Consider the following 14,007-nt stretch of genomic DNA (forward strand, 5'->3'; position numbering starts at 1 on the left):
GTATAAGAGACAGGGCCGGGACGACGGCGGAGCTCTCCGAGGAGAGGTTCAACGCGGGCTCGTCGGGCGGCTCGGCGGGGTCCACGTAGACGAAGCGGGTGGCGCCAATCTCCAGCTCGTCGCCGTCCTTGAGCGCCTTGCGGTTCACCCGCTTCTTGTTGACCTTGATGCCGTTGCGGCTGCCCAGGTCCTCCACGTGCGTGCCGGACCAGTCGCGGCGCACCTTGGCGTGCTTGCGGGAGACGAGGTCGTCCTTGAGGATGACGTCGGCTTCCTTCTCGTCGCGGCCGAAGACGTGCTCCTGGGCCTCGGAGATTTCAATGCGCTGGCCCTCGCGCGGGCCGTTCATGTAGCGCAGGAAGCGCTCCTCGCCGCCGGCGAGGCCGCGCATGGCGTCCTTCAAGGCGCCGCGCGCGAGGAAGGACGTCTTGTCGCTGACGTCCGGGGCGATCTCCACGACCTTGTCGAAGCGGACGTCGTACTGCGCGATGGCGATGACGTCGCCGTTGCGCAGCAGTTCCTTCTCCCCCTTGGGGAGCGCCTTGCCGTTGATCTTCGTGCCGTAGGCGCTGCCCAGGTCCTCCAGGAAGTAGAGGGTGCCCTCCTGGATGATGCGCGCGTGGTTGCGCGACACCGCCTGCTGCGGAAGCACCACCTGGCAGGTCTTGTCGCGCCCCAGGGTGATGACGGAGTCGTCGAGGACGACCTCTTTGCCCGAGGCGCCTCCGGCCTCGCTGCGCTGTGTGACGGTCAGACGGACGCTCATCGCGTGTGTCGCTACCCGAAGGGACGGCTAGAACGAGTCGTTGGCCAGGAATCTCTCACACGTCGTGTACTCGGTGGGGAATTCCTCGGAGGTTCCAAACTTCATGAAGTTCTTGCACGCCGTCTGCGCGTGGGTCTGCTTGTGGGCCTCGTTGAAGAGCTGGAAGAGGCCGAAGTGGCAGGGCGCGAACTTGGCGTCCAGCTTCACGCACTTGCGGTAGGCGCTCTCCTCCTCCGCGAGCAGGCCCTTCTCCCGGTACTGGCGCGCGAGCAGGTACATGGCCGGGGCGCTGTTCTCCGCCGTCTGGGTGTCCTTCAGCTCCTTGAGGGCGGAGTCGGTGAGGGCCACCTTGCGCTGGGCGACGGCGAGGTTGTTGAGACAGCTGGAGTTCTTCTCATCCAGGCGGGCACAGTTGCCAAAGGCCTCACGGGCCTCAGCGAAGCGGCTCTGCTCCATCAGCACCGTGCCCAGGTCGTGCCACACCTCCGAGGAGTCCGGGGTGAGCTGGGCGGCCTGGGAGATGTGCTCGAAGGCCGTCTCCAGGTCCTTGTCCTCGTAGGCCATGATGCCGAGGTTGTGGTGGGCGTTGGCCACGTTGGGGTTGACCGCGAGCAGCGTGTCGAACTCCTTCCGGGCCTCCTTCGTCTTGCCCATCTTCATGTAGGTGAGGCCCAGGTCGTAGCGCGACTCCAGGTTGTCCGGGTTCACCTGCAGGGCGCGCTTGAAGTTGTCGTGGGCCTTTCCGTAGGCGCCTTCGTCCAGGTAGAGGACGCCCAGGTTCTGATAGGCCTGCAGGTGCTCCTGGTTGAAGCGCAGGGCCTTGATGAAGAACTCCTTCGCCTTGCCCTTGTTGCCCGAGTACATGGCGATGAGGCCCTTGTTGGCCCACAGGTCCGCGTACTGGGGGGAGAACTCCAGGCCCAGGTTGCAGTAGGTCTCCGCCTTCTGCAGGTCTCCGTTGGCCATCTCCTGCGCGCAGAGCTCATTGTTGATGAGCGCCCGTTCGTGCGGGGGCGGCGTGCTGAGACAGGCGGTGGTGGAGAGGGTGGCGGCGGCGGTCAGGGCGAGGACGAGGCGGCGAAGACGCATGGCCGCGCGAGTGTAGGAGAGCGCCACCCCATGAGGCAACGCCAGCCTGCCGGTGAATCAGCGCTGTTTTCCAGGGGTTACGGCAGCTGTAGAGTGCGCCGCCATGCGTACCTACCTTTGTGCTTTCGGCTTGCTCGCTGCCCTGCTGGGCGCGGCTCCTGCTCACGCCCAGTTCTCCAACCGCAGCCTGGGGCTGTCCCTGGGCTACATGGACTTCAAGCGCACCGCGGGCCTCGCGGGCACGCCGTTCATCGGCCTGGAGGGCAGCCTCTACATCGAGAACGGCTTCGAGGTCGTCTCGCTGTCGAAGCTGATGTTCCCCACGGACACCTTCTCCACGCCGGAGAAGCGCGTGGTGGGCCTGGCGCCGTCGCTGGGCATCCGCTACCTGCTGCTGGAGGAGACCATCCGCCCGTACATCGGCACGGACGTGAGCTACCTCATCGTCTTCAAGGACAGCATCAGCAACTTCGTGGGCATCGGGCCCAACGCGGGCGTGGACTTCTTCCTCAGTGACTCGGTGAGCCTGGGCGTGCGCGCGCAGTACAACTTCTACATCGCGCTCAACGAGGATACGCAGACGTCGCTGACGGGCTCCGTGGGCCTGGCGACGTACTTCTAGGTCCGGATGCCGGACGCCCCGGGCGGGACCCCGGGGCGGGCAGCAGGGTGGCGGCGACCAGCAGGGTCCACTTCTCGTCGGAGAGGTGGGCGGGCTTCTCCATGGCGAGCGAGTCCTGGAGCCGGGAGCCCAGCGCGGAGAACAGCGTGAGCCGGGCCTCCAGCCGCAGCTCCTCGCGGCGCAGGGCGGCGGACAGCACCAGCTCCCGCTCCTCGGTGGACAGCCGCTTCACGCGAGAGACGAACAGCGGATCCGCCAGCAGCCCCTCTTCACCGCGCGTCTCCAGGGCGGAGGGTACCTTCAGGCGCCGCTCGCGCACGACGATGGTGCCGGCGAGCAGGTCCCCCAGCCGCTGGTGAGAACGCGACACGAGCGCCACCGAGCCGCCCACGAGGTAGAGCAGGGGCAGCCGGTCCACCACCCGCGCCAGGTTGCGGAGGGCCGCGTGGTAGAAGCCGATGCGCACGCCGCTCTCCTGGATGACCCGGAGGGACATCGCGCGCTTGCCCACCGTCTGGCCCGCCCACGCGGTCTCCAGCGTGATGCCGTAGCCCCAGTCCACCAGGAAGTAGACGACGATGCCCAGCGCGCTGGCGAACCCGGGGAAGGCGGCCATGGCCACCTGGAACACCAGCAGCACCACCGTGGTGACGAAGCCGACGATGAGCGCGTCCAGGAGCCACGCGAGGAAGCGCGAGTACACGCCCGCCAGCGTGAAGCGGAACTCCACGTACTCCGGGGTCAGCACCGTGTGGGTGCCGTCGAGCAGGGTGTCAGGGGTGGGCGTCACGGCACCGGAGTGTACGCCAGGCGGACCCCGTGAAGCAGGCGAGCGGGCATCCCGGGCGGGAGGGCAGATGCGGGGTGGACTGGAAGAGTGCTATTCGTGAATAGCGGGCTCCCACGTTATCCTGTCCGCAGACCCGCGCCCGTGGCCTCTTCCGCAACCTCATCCTGGAACCGCCGCGTCCTGCCGGCGGGTGCGTTCCAGTTCGCGCTCATCGCGGGGGTGACGCAGCTCAAGACGGCCGCGAACGCGCTGGTGTTGTCGCGCTTCGAGTCCCAGGCGCTGCCGTACCTCTACCTCCTGGGTGCGTTGATGACGGCGTCGCTGACGCTGCTTCCGCGCGGCCGTCCGGACGGGCCCACGGAGTCACCGGGCATCCTCACCGGGGTGGGTGGCGTGCTGGCGCTGGGGCTGGCGGCGGCGCTGTCCGCGGGGCAGCGCATGCCGGCGCTGGCGCTGTACCTGTTCGCGGACTGCTTCAGCACGTTCGTGTCGTTCCGCTTCTGGGGCCGCATGGCGTCCGAGTTCGACGCGCGCGAGGCGCGGCGGGCGTTCACGGTTCTCAACGGCTTTGGCATGGGTGGCGGCATCGCGGGCGGCCTGTTGGTGCAGGCGCTGGCGGTGCGGCTGGGCACGCCCGTGGTGGTGGTGAGCGGCGCGGTGAGCCTGCTGGCCGCGGGCGCCATCTACCACCACCTGCACAAGGCGGAGCCGGCGCCGCCCCCGCGCACGCGCTCGCTGCAGGCGTGGTTCCCGGCGTGGAGCTACCTGGGGGAGAGCCCATACGCGCAGGTGCTGGCGGCGCTGGGCATCGCGTTCGCGGTGCTGTCGTCCTTCGTGGACTACCTCTTCCGCCTGCGCGTGGAGGGCACGCTGAGCGAGGACGGGCTGGCGGCGCTCTTCGGTTCGCTCCAGCTGTGGATCGGCCTGTTCTGCGTGGCCTTCCAACTGCTCGTGGCGCAGCGGCTGCTCAAGCGCATGGGCCTGCTCATGTACCTGGCGCTGGTGCCGCTGGTGCTCGCGCCGCTGGCCGGCGCCACGCTGGCCACGGGGCAGCTGTGGCCGGTGCACCTGCTGCGGCTGGTGGAGACGGCGGTGAGCTACTCCATCCTGCCGGTGGGCATCCAGTTGCTCTACGCGGCGGTGCCGGACGAACAGCGCGAAGGGCTGCGCAGCGCGGTGGATGGACTCCTGCGCAAGGGCGGCGTGGTGCTGGCGGGCCTGCTGCTCATCGGCGCGGGCCGGGGCGCCAACGGCATCACCATGGCGGTCGCGGTGGTGGCGCTGTGCGCCGCGCTGGGCCTGCTGCTCGTGCGCCTCAAGCCCGCGTACCTCACGGCGCTGGGCGAACAGGTGGGGGCGCACGAAGAGGAAGAAGTCGAGCTGGGCGGTGAGGAGCAGAAGCTGCTGGTGGAGGCACTGGGCGCGCCCACGCCGGAGCGCGTGCTGCGCGCGGTGGACATGCTGGAGCAGGCGGAGGCCGCGCCCCTGCGGCAGCACCTGGCCTCGCTGCTCTCCCACCCCCACGAGCGCGTGCAGGAGCGCGGCGTGACGCTCGCCCTGTCCATGGATGCGCGGGAGCTGGCGCCCATGCTGGAGCGGCTGGTGGAGGAGGGGCCCCGGCGTCCCCGCGACCAGGCCGTGTGGGCCCTGGCGCGGCTGTCCCCGGAGCGCGCGGAGCGGCTCTTGCCGCCGCTGCTCACCAGCTCCGACGTGGGCCTTCGCTGCGCGGCCATTGGCGCGCTGATGCGCACGCAGGGAAACTCCGCGGCGCTGGAGTCCCTGCGCGAGCTGCTGTCCAAGGGGGACCACGCCCCGGTGGCCGAGCGGCGCGAGGTGGCGCGGCTCTTGGGCCGGCTGAAGGACCCCCGGTTCGCGGGGCAGCTGTCGCTCTACCTGGAGGACATGGACATCTCCGTGCGGCGCGTGGCGCTGGTGGCGGTGGGGGAGGGCGGCTACGTGGAGCTGGCGCCGCGCCTCCTGCCGTTCCTCACCTGGCGCGAGGAGCGTCCCGCCGCGCGTGAGTCGCTGGTGCAGCTGGGCGACGCGGTGACGCCGCTCTTGGAGCTGCAGCTCAACAACAAGGCCGCGCCGCTGGCCATGCGCATGCAGCTGCCCCGCGTGCTGCGCGGCATCGGTTCGTCGGCGGCGCTCAACGCGCTGCTGTTCTCCAACGTTCGCGACGACGCGGCCCTGCACTTCCGCATCGGCGCGCAGCTGTCGCGCCTGCGCGAGGAGCAGCCGGACCACCCGGTGGACGTGGACCGCATCCACGAGGCGCTGGGCCGCCGCCGCGACACGTACCGCCAGCTGGTGGGCGCCTTCCGCGACGTGCAGGCGGCGCTGGGCCCCCAGTCGCTGCTCACCCGCGCGGTGGGGGACCGGTTGGATCAGGCGCTGGAGCTGTCCTTCTTCCTCCTGGGCCTCCTGCACCCGCCGCAGGCCATGCGCCGCATCCACCAGCACCTGGTCGGCAACGACTCGCGCCGGCGCGCCTATGCGTTGGAGCTGCTGGAGAACCTGGTGGCGCAGGAGGAGCGCGAGCTGGTGATGGAGCAGGTGGAGGCCCACCACCGCGAGTTGCCGCCTGGAGCGCCGGGCCGTCTGTGGCGGCGGCTGGCGGGGCTCGTGCAGAGTGAAGACCTGGTGCTGCGCGCCTGCGCCCGTCACGTGGCGCGGGTGAACGGCCTGGACGTGCTCCCGCAGGAGGGTGACATGAGCGATACCATCGTCCAACGGATGTTCGCCCTGGAGGGCGTGAGCGTCTTTTCGCAGAGCGACGTGGACGACATCGCGGCCATCGCGGAGGTGGCTCGCGAGGCGTCGTACAAGACCGGCCAGCGGCTCTACAGCCAGGGCGACCCGGGCGACGCGCTCTACGTCATCGTCGAGGGCGCGGTGGACGCGTTCCGCAACGGCGAGCACGTGCTGCGCTTCCAGGCGAAGGAGGCCATTGGCGAGGTGAGCCTGCTCGACGGCGCGCCCCGCCCCACGGACATGGTGGCCGCGGTGGACTCGCGCGTGCTCGTCATCGACCGGCGCGACTTCCTGGACCTGCTGGCGGACCGGCCGGAGCTGCTCACGGGCTTCTTCCGCTCCGTGAGCCAGCAGCTGCAGAGCGTCATCGACCTGCCCGCCCGCCGCGAGGAGGGCCAGCGCCTGGAGCTGGGCGCCCCCCAGCAGCCCGCGGCTCCGCTGGAGGGCATTGGCGGACTGCCCCCCGAGGGCAACGCCCCCTCCGACGTGTGAGTCAGTCCCCCGCGTCGTGCGGCGGTGGCGACCCGCCGCTCTTGAGCGCGGGCGGCTGCTCCGGGTCCAGGCCGATGAGGTGCGCCGAGGCCACCGGGATGAACGGCCGCGTGAAGCAGCGGAACGGCGGGATGGTGCCCACGAAGCGCGTGAGCGCGAGCCCCGCGAAGACCCACGGCTGACGCTCCACGGTGGCGATGGGCCCGGCGATGCCTTCCGCCCGGCGGGCCATGCGCGCCACGTAGTTGCGCAGGGGCCCGACGTGCAGCGCGGGCAGCGTGCTCCAGACGCGCACGAACCAGGGCGGACGCGTGACGGGGGCCACCCAGGCGCGGTCGCTCTTGGCGGCGGCGAAGACGATGAGCCACCAGAAGCCCCAGAGGCTGCTGAGGAGGGTGAACGACTTCGGGAACCAGCACAGGGGAATGCAGAGCAGCACGAGGGCGGGAACCCCCATCATGAACAGCAGGAAGGCCCTCCAGCGGCGCTTGAGCTTGGAGCGCATCCAGGGGACGTTGAGGCGCACGCGCGGCGTGATTTCGGGGTCCTCGGGCGGCACGCCGGTGGCGAGGCTGGCCTCGCGCGAGATGACCGTGTGGTAGTCGCGCGACAGGGCGACGACGATCCACTGCACCACGCTCAGCGAGCCGAAGAAGAGCGCCCAGAACTCCCAGCTGCCCAGGAAGAAGACGCCGTTGCGCACTTCCGGCGCGTCGATGTTGAGCCCCTTCTTCTGAAGCTCCTTCTGGACGCGCGAGCCCTTCGCGTTCGCTTCCGGGACGTCCTGAAGCGCCTCCGCCACCTGCGCCCGGATGACGGCGGAGATCTGGTCGCCCAGGGAGTCTTCCGCGTCTGCCTCCGGGGTGGCGCGCTCTGGCGTTTCTTGCGCGGCCTCTTCGCGTTCCTCCTCCGCCTCCCTGGCTGCGGCCGTGGCCTCATCCGCCGCGGTCTCGGCGGCTTCCGCGGCTTCTTCCGGCGGAAGGTCGCCGTTCTTGCCGGAGTTGATGGCCTCGTTGATGAGCGCGGTGACCGCTTTCGTCACGGCGGCGGAATCCCCCTGCGACGGTCCCTGGCCCTTCCGGGCCTTCAACGCGGCCTCCAGCTCCTGCGTCCGCTGCTCGATGCGAGCCTCGGCCCTCTCGCGCGCGGCCTCGGAGATGGCTGTCCGCTGCTTCTCCCGCTTTTCGCCATCGAACTGGTTGAACGCCCAGGCCGCGGCGATGGCCAGCAGGAACGCCGTCTGGAGCGCGGTCACCTTCAGGTAGGTCGCGCGGACCGTGGGGTTCGCGAGCGTGACGCGGGCGATGTGGAAGGGCAGGGCCACGCCGTAGAAGAACTGGCGGATGCGGCCTCTGGGCAGCTGGCCCCTCGTGGACTGGAAGTGCTCGGCGCCGCCCCGGACCTCGTCCCACAGTTCGGATGCGAAATTCCGCCCTGGCGAGCCTCCGGGTCCACCCGAAGTCCCGCTGTCCTTCTCCTTCTGTAAAGGCTTGAAATCCTTGCCTTTCATGCCCGTCATTGGGTCACGCTACCACGGCGGGGATGTGCTAAAGGCCGGGCCGTGAACCCGAACCCTCTCTTGCTGCGTCCCTTCCGTCGTCCTACCCGCCAGCTGCGGCTGTCGTCCGGCGCGCTGGTCCTCGCCCTGGGAGCCCTCGCGGGTTGTGAGAAGACGCCCCCGCCGGCTCCAGCCACGCCTCCGGCGGCGGCGCCCGCGAAGCCCACGGCTCCCCCAGCGGTGACGGTGCTCGTCACCGGCAGCGCCCGAGGCCAGCTCCTGCCCGTCGAAGGCAAGGGCGGCGCCGCGGAGCTGATGGGCCGCTGGGTCACCGATGAAAAGCACTGTCCCGGTCCGCTGAAGGACGGCCAGGCGACCTGTCCGGGTGCCGGCACGCTCGCCCTGGCGACGGGCGACCTGTGGACGGGCCCGGCCATCTCCTCCTTCTTCCTGGGGGCGCCGACGGCCGAAGTGATGGGGCACATGGGGTATGCGGCCTCCGCGCTGGGCAACCACGAGCTGTCGTACGCCAAGGATTCCTTCCTGAAGAACCGCGCGGCCGGGGGCTTCCCGTTCCTGGCGGCGAACCTGAAGGTGACGGATGCGTCGCTCGCCAAGGACCTGTCCATGCCCGCGTTCCAGGTCTACGAACGCCAGGGCCTGAAGATTGCGGTGGTGGGCCTCACCTCGCAGAAGACGGTGCGCACGGCGATGTCCGGCCGCGCGGAAGGCCTGGAGGTCACGCCCACCGAGGACGCGCTCAACACGGCGATCCCCGAGGCGCGCAAGGCGGGCGCGGACGTCGTCGTCGTGGTGGCGGACCAGTGCCCCACGGATCTGCAGCCGGTGCTGGCGAAGCACGCGGACTGGAAGGTGTCGCTGGTGGCCGGTGGCCGCTGCGGCACGGACGCTCCCGGCGTGAAGACGGAAGGTGACACCACCTACGCGTCGCTGGGCCGCGGCTTCGAGTCGTACCTGCGCGCGCAGTTCAAGTTCGACCCGGCGAAGCCCGCGGGCCAGAAGATGACCGGCGTGGACACGAAGGTCGTCCAGGTCGCGGGCGGCACGCCGGACGCGGAGACGGCGAAGCGCATCGCGGAGTGGCAGACGAAGGTGGACCAGGCGCTGGGCCGGAAGATCGGCTTCACCAAGGCGGGCATCCCCCAGGACTCGCCGCTGATGGCGAAGTGGGTGGCGGGCGCGGTGCGCACGCAGCTCAACACCGACGCGGCCATCCTCAACAAGGGCGGCATCCGCGGCGGTCTGGCCCAGGGTGACGTGACGCTGGGCAGCGTGTACTCGGCGCTGCCGTTCGAGAACTCCCTGCTCACGATGAAGCTCAAGGGCGAGGACCTGGCCAAGCAGCTGGCGAACCCGGACGCGCTCGTGGCCGGCTTCACTCCGGCGGGCAAGGGCAAGTTCAAGGACGCGCAGGGCAAGGCGCTGGATCCGAAGAAGGAGTACACCGTGGCCACGGTGGAGTACCTGTACTTCGGCGGTGACGGCTTCGACTTCGAGAAGCTGGACGCCGACCCGGCGGAGACGGGCATGGCGTGGCAGACGCCCGTCGTCGAGTGGACCGAGGCCCAGGCCTCCACCGCGGCGAAGCCGCTCGAGAAGCTCATCAAGTAGGCCGCTCGCGTTCCTGAAGCACCGGGGCGCCGGAGTCCTTCCTCGAAACGAGGGAGGGCGGCCGGCGCCTCGCCGTTTCCGGGGCTCGGCTAGAGTGGGCCCATGGAGATGGCGGAGTTCATCGAGACGCGGCGTCCGCGCTGGCAGCAGCTGGAGTCACTGCTGGACAAGTCCGAGGGCGAGGGGCTGCGCAGGCTGAGCCTGGACGAGGCCCGCTCGCTGGGGAAGCTGTACCGCGCCGTCTCCAGCGACCTCTTGTGGGTGCGCGCGCGCAGCGGTTCCGCGGACGTGAGCGCGTACCTCAACGACCTGGTGGGCCGCGCGTACGCGCTGACGTACCCCGGACGCCGGCCGCGGCTCGCGGATGTGTGGGCCTTCGTCGCGCGGGGCTTCCCGGCGCTGATGCACCACGAGTGGCGCATGTACGTGGCGTCGGTGCTGCTGTTCCTGGCGGGCGCGGGCTTCGGCTACGTGGGCATGGTGGTGGATCCGGACGCGGCGCACTACCTGGTGCCCGAGCAGCACGTGAGCATGGACCCGGTGAAGCGCGCCGCCGACGAGGCCGCGGGCAAGGGCATGACCGTGGAGGAGCAGGCCCAGTTCACGACGTTCCTCTTCACGCACAACATCCAGGTGGCCTTCCTGGCGTTCGCGCTGGGCATCACGCTGGGGCTGGGCACGGCGGTGATGCTGTTCACCAACGGCCTGTTCCTGGGTGCGCTCGCGCAGGTGTACGCGGCGAAGGGGATGGCCGGGTGGTTCTGGGCGTGGATCCTCCCGCACGGCATCCCGGAGATCTCCGCCATCTGCATCGCGGGCGCGGCGGGGCTCGTCATCGCGCGGGGCATGGTGGCGCCGGGGGGCTTGTCGCGCGGGCAGGCGCTGCGCAAGGAAGCGGTGACGGCGGTGAAGCTCTTGTTCGGCACGCTGGTGCTGTTCGTGCTCGCGGGCTTCATCGAGGGCACTGTGTCGCAGATCCACCCGCCGAAGCTGTCGGTGGCCTTCAAGGTCACCTTCGCGCTCACCGTGGGGGCGGGCGTCTACGCGTACCTGCTGTCGGACTGGATGCGCGGGCGGCGGAGTGACGCGCGTGCGGCGGCGGAGCTGGCGGGATGAACGGGCCGGACCTGGCCGTGCCTTCGCTCCCGCGTGAGCCGGAGGTGCTGATTGAGTGCCCGCGCTTCTCGATGGTGAAGCGGCGCGCGGACGGCTCCGTGGACTTCGTGTCGCCGCTGCCGTGCCCGTACAACTACGGCTCCATTCCGGGCCTGCTGTCGGATGACGGGGATCCGCTGGACGCGGTGGTGCTGGGCCCGCGCCTCTCGCAGGGGCAGCGCGTGCGCGTGCCGGTGGTGGCCGTGCTGGGCTTCATCGACGCGGGGAAGGGCGACCCGAAGGTGGTGTGCGGCACGCACCCGATGACGCCCGCCGAGCGCGCGGGGCTGGAGCGCTTCTTCCGCGTCTACGCCCTGTTCAAGCGCGGCCTGCACCGAGTGCGCGGTGACGTGCCGGACACGCGCTTCGTGGGCTGGCTGCGCGAGGGGCCCGAGGCCTAGCCGAGGGCCTTGGTCATCTTCAGGATCCGGTTCTTCAGAAGGCCCTGCTCGATGGGGCCCACCCACTGCTCCGGCTGGAAGCCCACGCGCGTCCAGAAGCGGCGTCCGCCTGCGTTGTGCTCCACCACCGCCACCCGCAGCATCCGTCCGCCATTCGCGCGCACGTGGGCTTCGTAGGCGCTCAGCACGGCCTCACCCCGGCCCTGGCCCCGGGCCTCCGGCGCGAGGAGCAGCAGGCCGATGTACCACTCTCCCTGCGCCGGGTAGTCGCGCAGCGCTTCCAGCATCCCCGCGAGGCCACCCTGTGCGTCGCGAAGCGCGAACAGGTGCCCCTGTCCAGGAGCGAGCCCCGGTGGCCGTTCGTTGGGGATGTTCCGGGCCTGATCCGGAAGGGCGGGGCGGCCGTAGGCGAGCTGGTGATAGTCCTCGCAGCGCTCCAGGAGCGGTTGCAGGACGTGTGTCTCGCTGTCGTCGATGGATTCCGCCGTGAAGTCCGCCGTCCGGATCATGGGGCTCCTACAGGACGCCGCGCGCCTTGATGTCGAGGTAGCGGTTCACCGCCGCGAGGCTCAGTTCGTCCGGCGCCACGTCCAGCATCTGCACTCCGCCCTTGCTCACGCGGGCCTTGAGCACCTCGCGGTCCGTGAGCAGCTCCGACGCCACCGCGTGCTGGAAGGCTTCCTCCGGGCCTGACGGCGGCGTGCGCAGCAGCTTCTGGAGCGCGGTGTCCTTCACGGACAGGCACAGCGGGACGTGGCGGCGCGCCAGCCGGTGCAGCGGGGCCACCAGCGTGCCGGCCTGCTCCTCGTCGAGGAAGTCCGTGAAGACGCACAGGAGGCTGCGCCGGTTGAGGCGCACGTTCAGCTCCTTGAAGAGCGCCAGGTAGTCCACGTACGTGAGGCTGGGCGTCGCGGAGTAGAGCGTGTCCACCAGCTTGCGGTACTGACCCCGGCCCGCCGCGGGCGGCAGATAGGCCTTCACGCCGTCCGCGAAGAGCGCCAGTCCCACGCGGTCCCCGTTGCGGATGGCCACGAACGCGAGGAACAGCGCCGCGTTCACCGCGTGGTCCAGCTTGGTGAGGCCGTCCACCTGCGCCGCCATGGAGCGCCCCGCGTCCACGCAGATGAGCAGCGCCTGTGAGCGCTCCGACTCCAGCACCCGCGTCACCGGCCGGCCCCGGCGCGCGGTGGCCTTCCAGTCCACGTCGCGCACGCTGTCGCCCTGGGCGTAGTCGCGCAGGCGGGCGAACTCGCTGCCCTGGCCGTCGCGCCGCAGCTGCCTCAGGCCCAGGTTCACCAGGTCGAGCGCCGCGCCGGACAAGAGCAGCCTCCGGGCGCCTCGCAGGTCCGGGTACACCGACACCGAGCGCTGCGCGGGGAACACGCGCTCGTGCGAGACGAGCCCCAGCGGCCCGCGCACGCGCACGTGCACGTCACCGAAGCTGAACTTGCCGCGCTTCGCGGGCGTGGCCCGGTACACCCACTGCGTCTGGCTGTCCGGCGTGAGGCGCAGCGTGGCCTCCAAGGGCTCGGTGGTGAAGGACGCGGGCGCGTCGTCCTTCACGCGCACCTCCACCGTGCCCCCGCCCCGGTGCACCAGCCGCAGCTCGACGCGATTCGCCACGCCCACGTTGAGGCGCTCCGGCAGCGTGCGCTCCACCTCCAGCCGCACGCGGCGGGCCTGGAGGAAGTCGAACGCGGCCAGCGCCACCGCCAGCGCGTCCAGCGCCAGCACCGCGCCGCCCAGGCCCGGGAAGAAGCCCGCCAACGCCATGGGCAGCGCGAGCAGGGCGAGCAGCCCCCACAGGCGCTCGGAGGGAATCACCGGGGGACCTCGACGCCCTGGACCACCTCGCGCAGCACGTCCGCGGGCGTGGCCCCGTCCAGCTCCGCGTCCGGCGACAGGAGCAGCCGGTGGCGCAGCACCGGGCCCACCAGGAAGCGCACGTCGTCCGGGGTGACGAAGTCGCGGCCCCGCAGCACCGCCAGCGCCTTCGACGCGAGCAGCAGGTGCACGCCCGCGCGCGGTCCCGCACCCAGACGGATGTTGGGCGAGCTTCGCGTCGCCGCCACCAGCTTGCGGATGTAACCCAGTACCGGTTGCTCGACGTTGATCTGGCTGAGCGCCGCGCGCGCCTGGAGCAGGTCGTCCTTCGTCACCGCCGCGTTCACGCCCGCGCGCGCCAGGTCTCCCGCGTCGAAGCCCCGGTGCACGGACTCGAGGATGGCGTCCTCCTCTTCGGGCGCGGGGTAGCCCACGTCGATCTTCAGGAGGAAGCGGTCGAGCTGCGCCTCGGGCAGCGGATACGTGCCCTCCGACTCCACGGGGTTCTGCGTGGCGAACACCGTGAACATGGGCGACAGCTGGAGGTTGCGGCCCTCCAGCGACACGGCGCGCTCCTGCATTGCCTCCAGCAGCGCGGACTGCGTCTTCGCCGGGGCGCGGTTGATTTCATCCGCCAGCAGCAGGTCCGTGAAGATGGGGCCGCGCGCGAGCACGAAGGCCTGCGACTTCAGGTCGAAGACGCTGGTGCCCAGGATGTCCGCGGGCATCAGGTCCGGCGTGAACTGGATGCGCTTGAAGTCCGCGCCCACGCTGCGCGACAGCGCCTTGGCCATCAGCGTCTTGGCCACGCCGGGCACGCCCTCCAGGAGGATGTGTCCGCCGGCCACGAGCCCGCAGAGCATCAGCTCCAGCGGCTCGTCCTGCCCGACCACGGCCTTGCGCACCTCCGTGAGGACGCCCTCGCGGATGGCGTTCGCGGACCGCACGGCGTTGCCGCTGTGCGGGAAGGGAGGAGGGGAGAAG

Annotated in this window: 12 protein-coding genes; 5 read left to right on the forward strand and 7 right to left on the reverse strand. The window is 70.6% G+C overall.

Features of this window, described 5'->3' with window-relative positions:
• On the reverse strand, nt 1–766 hold a 766-nt coding region (locus D7W81_RS32690; RefSeq protein ID WP_147445703.1), incomplete at its 3' end, for an FHA domain-containing protein.
• A gap of 27 nt (nt 767–793) precedes the next feature.
• Nucleotides 794–1,855, reverse strand: a complete 1,062-nt coding sequence (locus tag D7W81_RS32695) for a tetratricopeptide repeat protein (RefSeq protein WP_208721555.1) — start codon at nt 1,853–1,855, stop codon at nt 794–796.
• Nucleotides 1,856–1,958: 103 nt separating this feature from the next.
• Between D7W81_RS32695 and D7W81_RS32700 the strand changes: the two genes are divergently transcribed.
• Entirely contained in the window at nt 1,959–2,477 is a 519-nt protein-coding gene (locus D7W81_RS32700) for an outer membrane beta-barrel protein (protein WP_120559326.1), read from the forward strand.
• On the opposite strand, the gene D7W81_RS32705 is transcribed toward D7W81_RS32700, so the two are convergent.
• Nucleotides 2,419–3,267 carry an RDD family protein gene (locus D7W81_RS32705; protein ID WP_120559327.1) on the reverse strand — a complete coding sequence of 283 codons (849 nt, stop codon included), beginning with the start codon at nt 3,265–3,267 and terminating at the stop codon, nt 2,419–2,421. The genes D7W81_RS32700 and D7W81_RS32705 overlap by 59 nt on opposite strands.
• 141 nt (nt 3,268–3,408) lie before the next feature.
• On the opposite strand from D7W81_RS32705, the gene D7W81_RS32710 reads away from it, so the two are divergent.
• Entirely contained in the window at nt 3,409–6,513 is a 3,105-nt protein-coding gene (locus tag D7W81_RS32710; protein ID WP_120559328.1) for a cyclic nucleotide-binding domain-containing protein, read from the forward strand.
• Nucleotide 6,514: 1 nt separating this feature from the next.
• Here the strand turns inward: D7W81_RS32710 and D7W81_RS32715 are convergent, their stop codons facing one another.
• A complete protein-coding gene (locus tag D7W81_RS32715) occupies nt 6,515–8,023 on the reverse strand; it encodes a hypothetical protein (protein WP_120559329.1) in 1,509 nt (502 codons plus the stop codon).
• 51 nt (nt 8,024–8,074) lie between these two features.
• Here D7W81_RS32715 and D7W81_RS32720 point away from each other — a divergent pair, with 51 nt between their 5' ends.
• The 3 genes from D7W81_RS32720 to D7W81_RS32730 all read left to right on the forward strand — a co-directional run bounded on the left by D7W81_RS32720 (nt 8,075) and on the right by D7W81_RS32730 (nt 11,199).
• Nucleotides 8,075–9,643 (forward strand): bifunctional metallophosphatase/5'-nucleotidase, encoded by a 1,569-nt coding sequence (locus D7W81_RS32720; protein WP_120559330.1) that lies wholly within the window; start codon nt 8,075–8,077, stop codon nt 9,641–9,643.
• A 102-nt stretch (nt 9,644–9,745) separates the two neighbouring features.
• Nucleotides 9,746–10,759, forward strand: a complete 1,014-nt coding sequence (locus tag D7W81_RS32725; RefSeq protein WP_120559331.1) for a stage II sporulation protein M — start codon at nt 9,746–9,748, stop codon at nt 10,757–10,759.
• The gene (locus D7W81_RS32730; protein ID WP_120559332.1) at nt 10,756–11,199 is read left to right on the forward strand and encodes an inorganic diphosphatase; all 444 of its coding nucleotides are present in this window, start codon (nt 10,756–10,758) and stop codon (nt 11,197–11,199) included. Before D7W81_RS32725 ends, D7W81_RS32730 begins: the two co-directional genes overlap by 4 nt.
• Here D7W81_RS32730 and D7W81_RS32735 read toward each other — a convergent pair.
• The 3 genes from D7W81_RS32735 to D7W81_RS32745 are packed head-to-tail and all read right to left on the reverse strand — an operon-like array spanning nt 11,196 to nt 13,970.
• Nucleotides 11,196–11,708 carry a GNAT family N-acetyltransferase gene (locus tag D7W81_RS32735; protein WP_120559333.1) on the reverse strand — a complete coding sequence of 171 codons (513 nt, stop codon included), beginning with the start codon at nt 11,706–11,708 and terminating at the stop codon, nt 11,196–11,198. The genes D7W81_RS32730 and D7W81_RS32735 overlap by 4 nt on opposite strands.
• 7 nt (nt 11,709–11,715) lie before the next feature.
• Complete coding sequence (locus tag D7W81_RS32740) at nt 11,716–13,023, reverse strand: DUF58 domain-containing protein (RefSeq protein WP_120559334.1); 1,308 nt, start codon at nt 13,021–13,023, stop codon at nt 11,716–11,718.
• On the reverse strand, nt 13,020–13,970 hold the full coding sequence (locus D7W81_RS32745) for an AAA family ATPase (RefSeq protein WP_208721557.1): 951 nt from the start codon (nt 13,968–13,970) through the stop codon (nt 13,020–13,022). The genes D7W81_RS32740 and D7W81_RS32745 overlap by 4 nt, the downstream gene beginning before the upstream one ends.
• Between the last annotated feature and the right edge of the window lie 37 nt (nt 13,971–14,007).

This window comes from Corallococcus aberystwythensis (genome assembly GCF_003612165.1).
Taxonomy (GTDB): Bacteria; Myxococcota; Myxococcia; order Myxococcales; family Myxococcaceae; genus Corallococcus; species Corallococcus aberystwythensis.

Bases quoted from the DNA above. Each gene is read 5' to 3' on its own strand.
- D7W81_RS32695 (WP_208721555.1), bottom strand. From the start codon at position 1,855: ATGCGTCTTCGCCGCCTCGTCCTCGCCCTGACCGCCGCCGCCACCCTC.
- D7W81_RS32700 (WP_120559326.1), top strand. From the start codon at position 1,959: ATGCGTACCTACCTTTGTGCTTTCGGCTTGCTCGCTGCCCTGCTGGGC.
- D7W81_RS32715 (WP_120559329.1), bottom strand. From the start codon at position 8,023: ATGAAAGGCAAGGATTTCAAGCCTTTACAGAAGGAGAAGGACAGCGGG.
- D7W81_RS32725 (WP_120559331.1), top strand. From the start codon at position 9,746: ATGGAGATGGCGGAGTTCATCGAGACGCGGCGTCCGCGCTGGCAGCAG.
- D7W81_RS32730 (WP_120559332.1), top strand. From the start codon at position 10,756: ATGAACGGGCCGGACCTGGCCGTGCCTTCGCTCCCGCGTGAGCCGGAG.
- D7W81_RS32735 (WP_120559333.1), bottom strand. From the start codon at position 11,708: ATGATCCGGACGGCGGACTTCACGGCGGAATCCATCGACGACAGCGAG.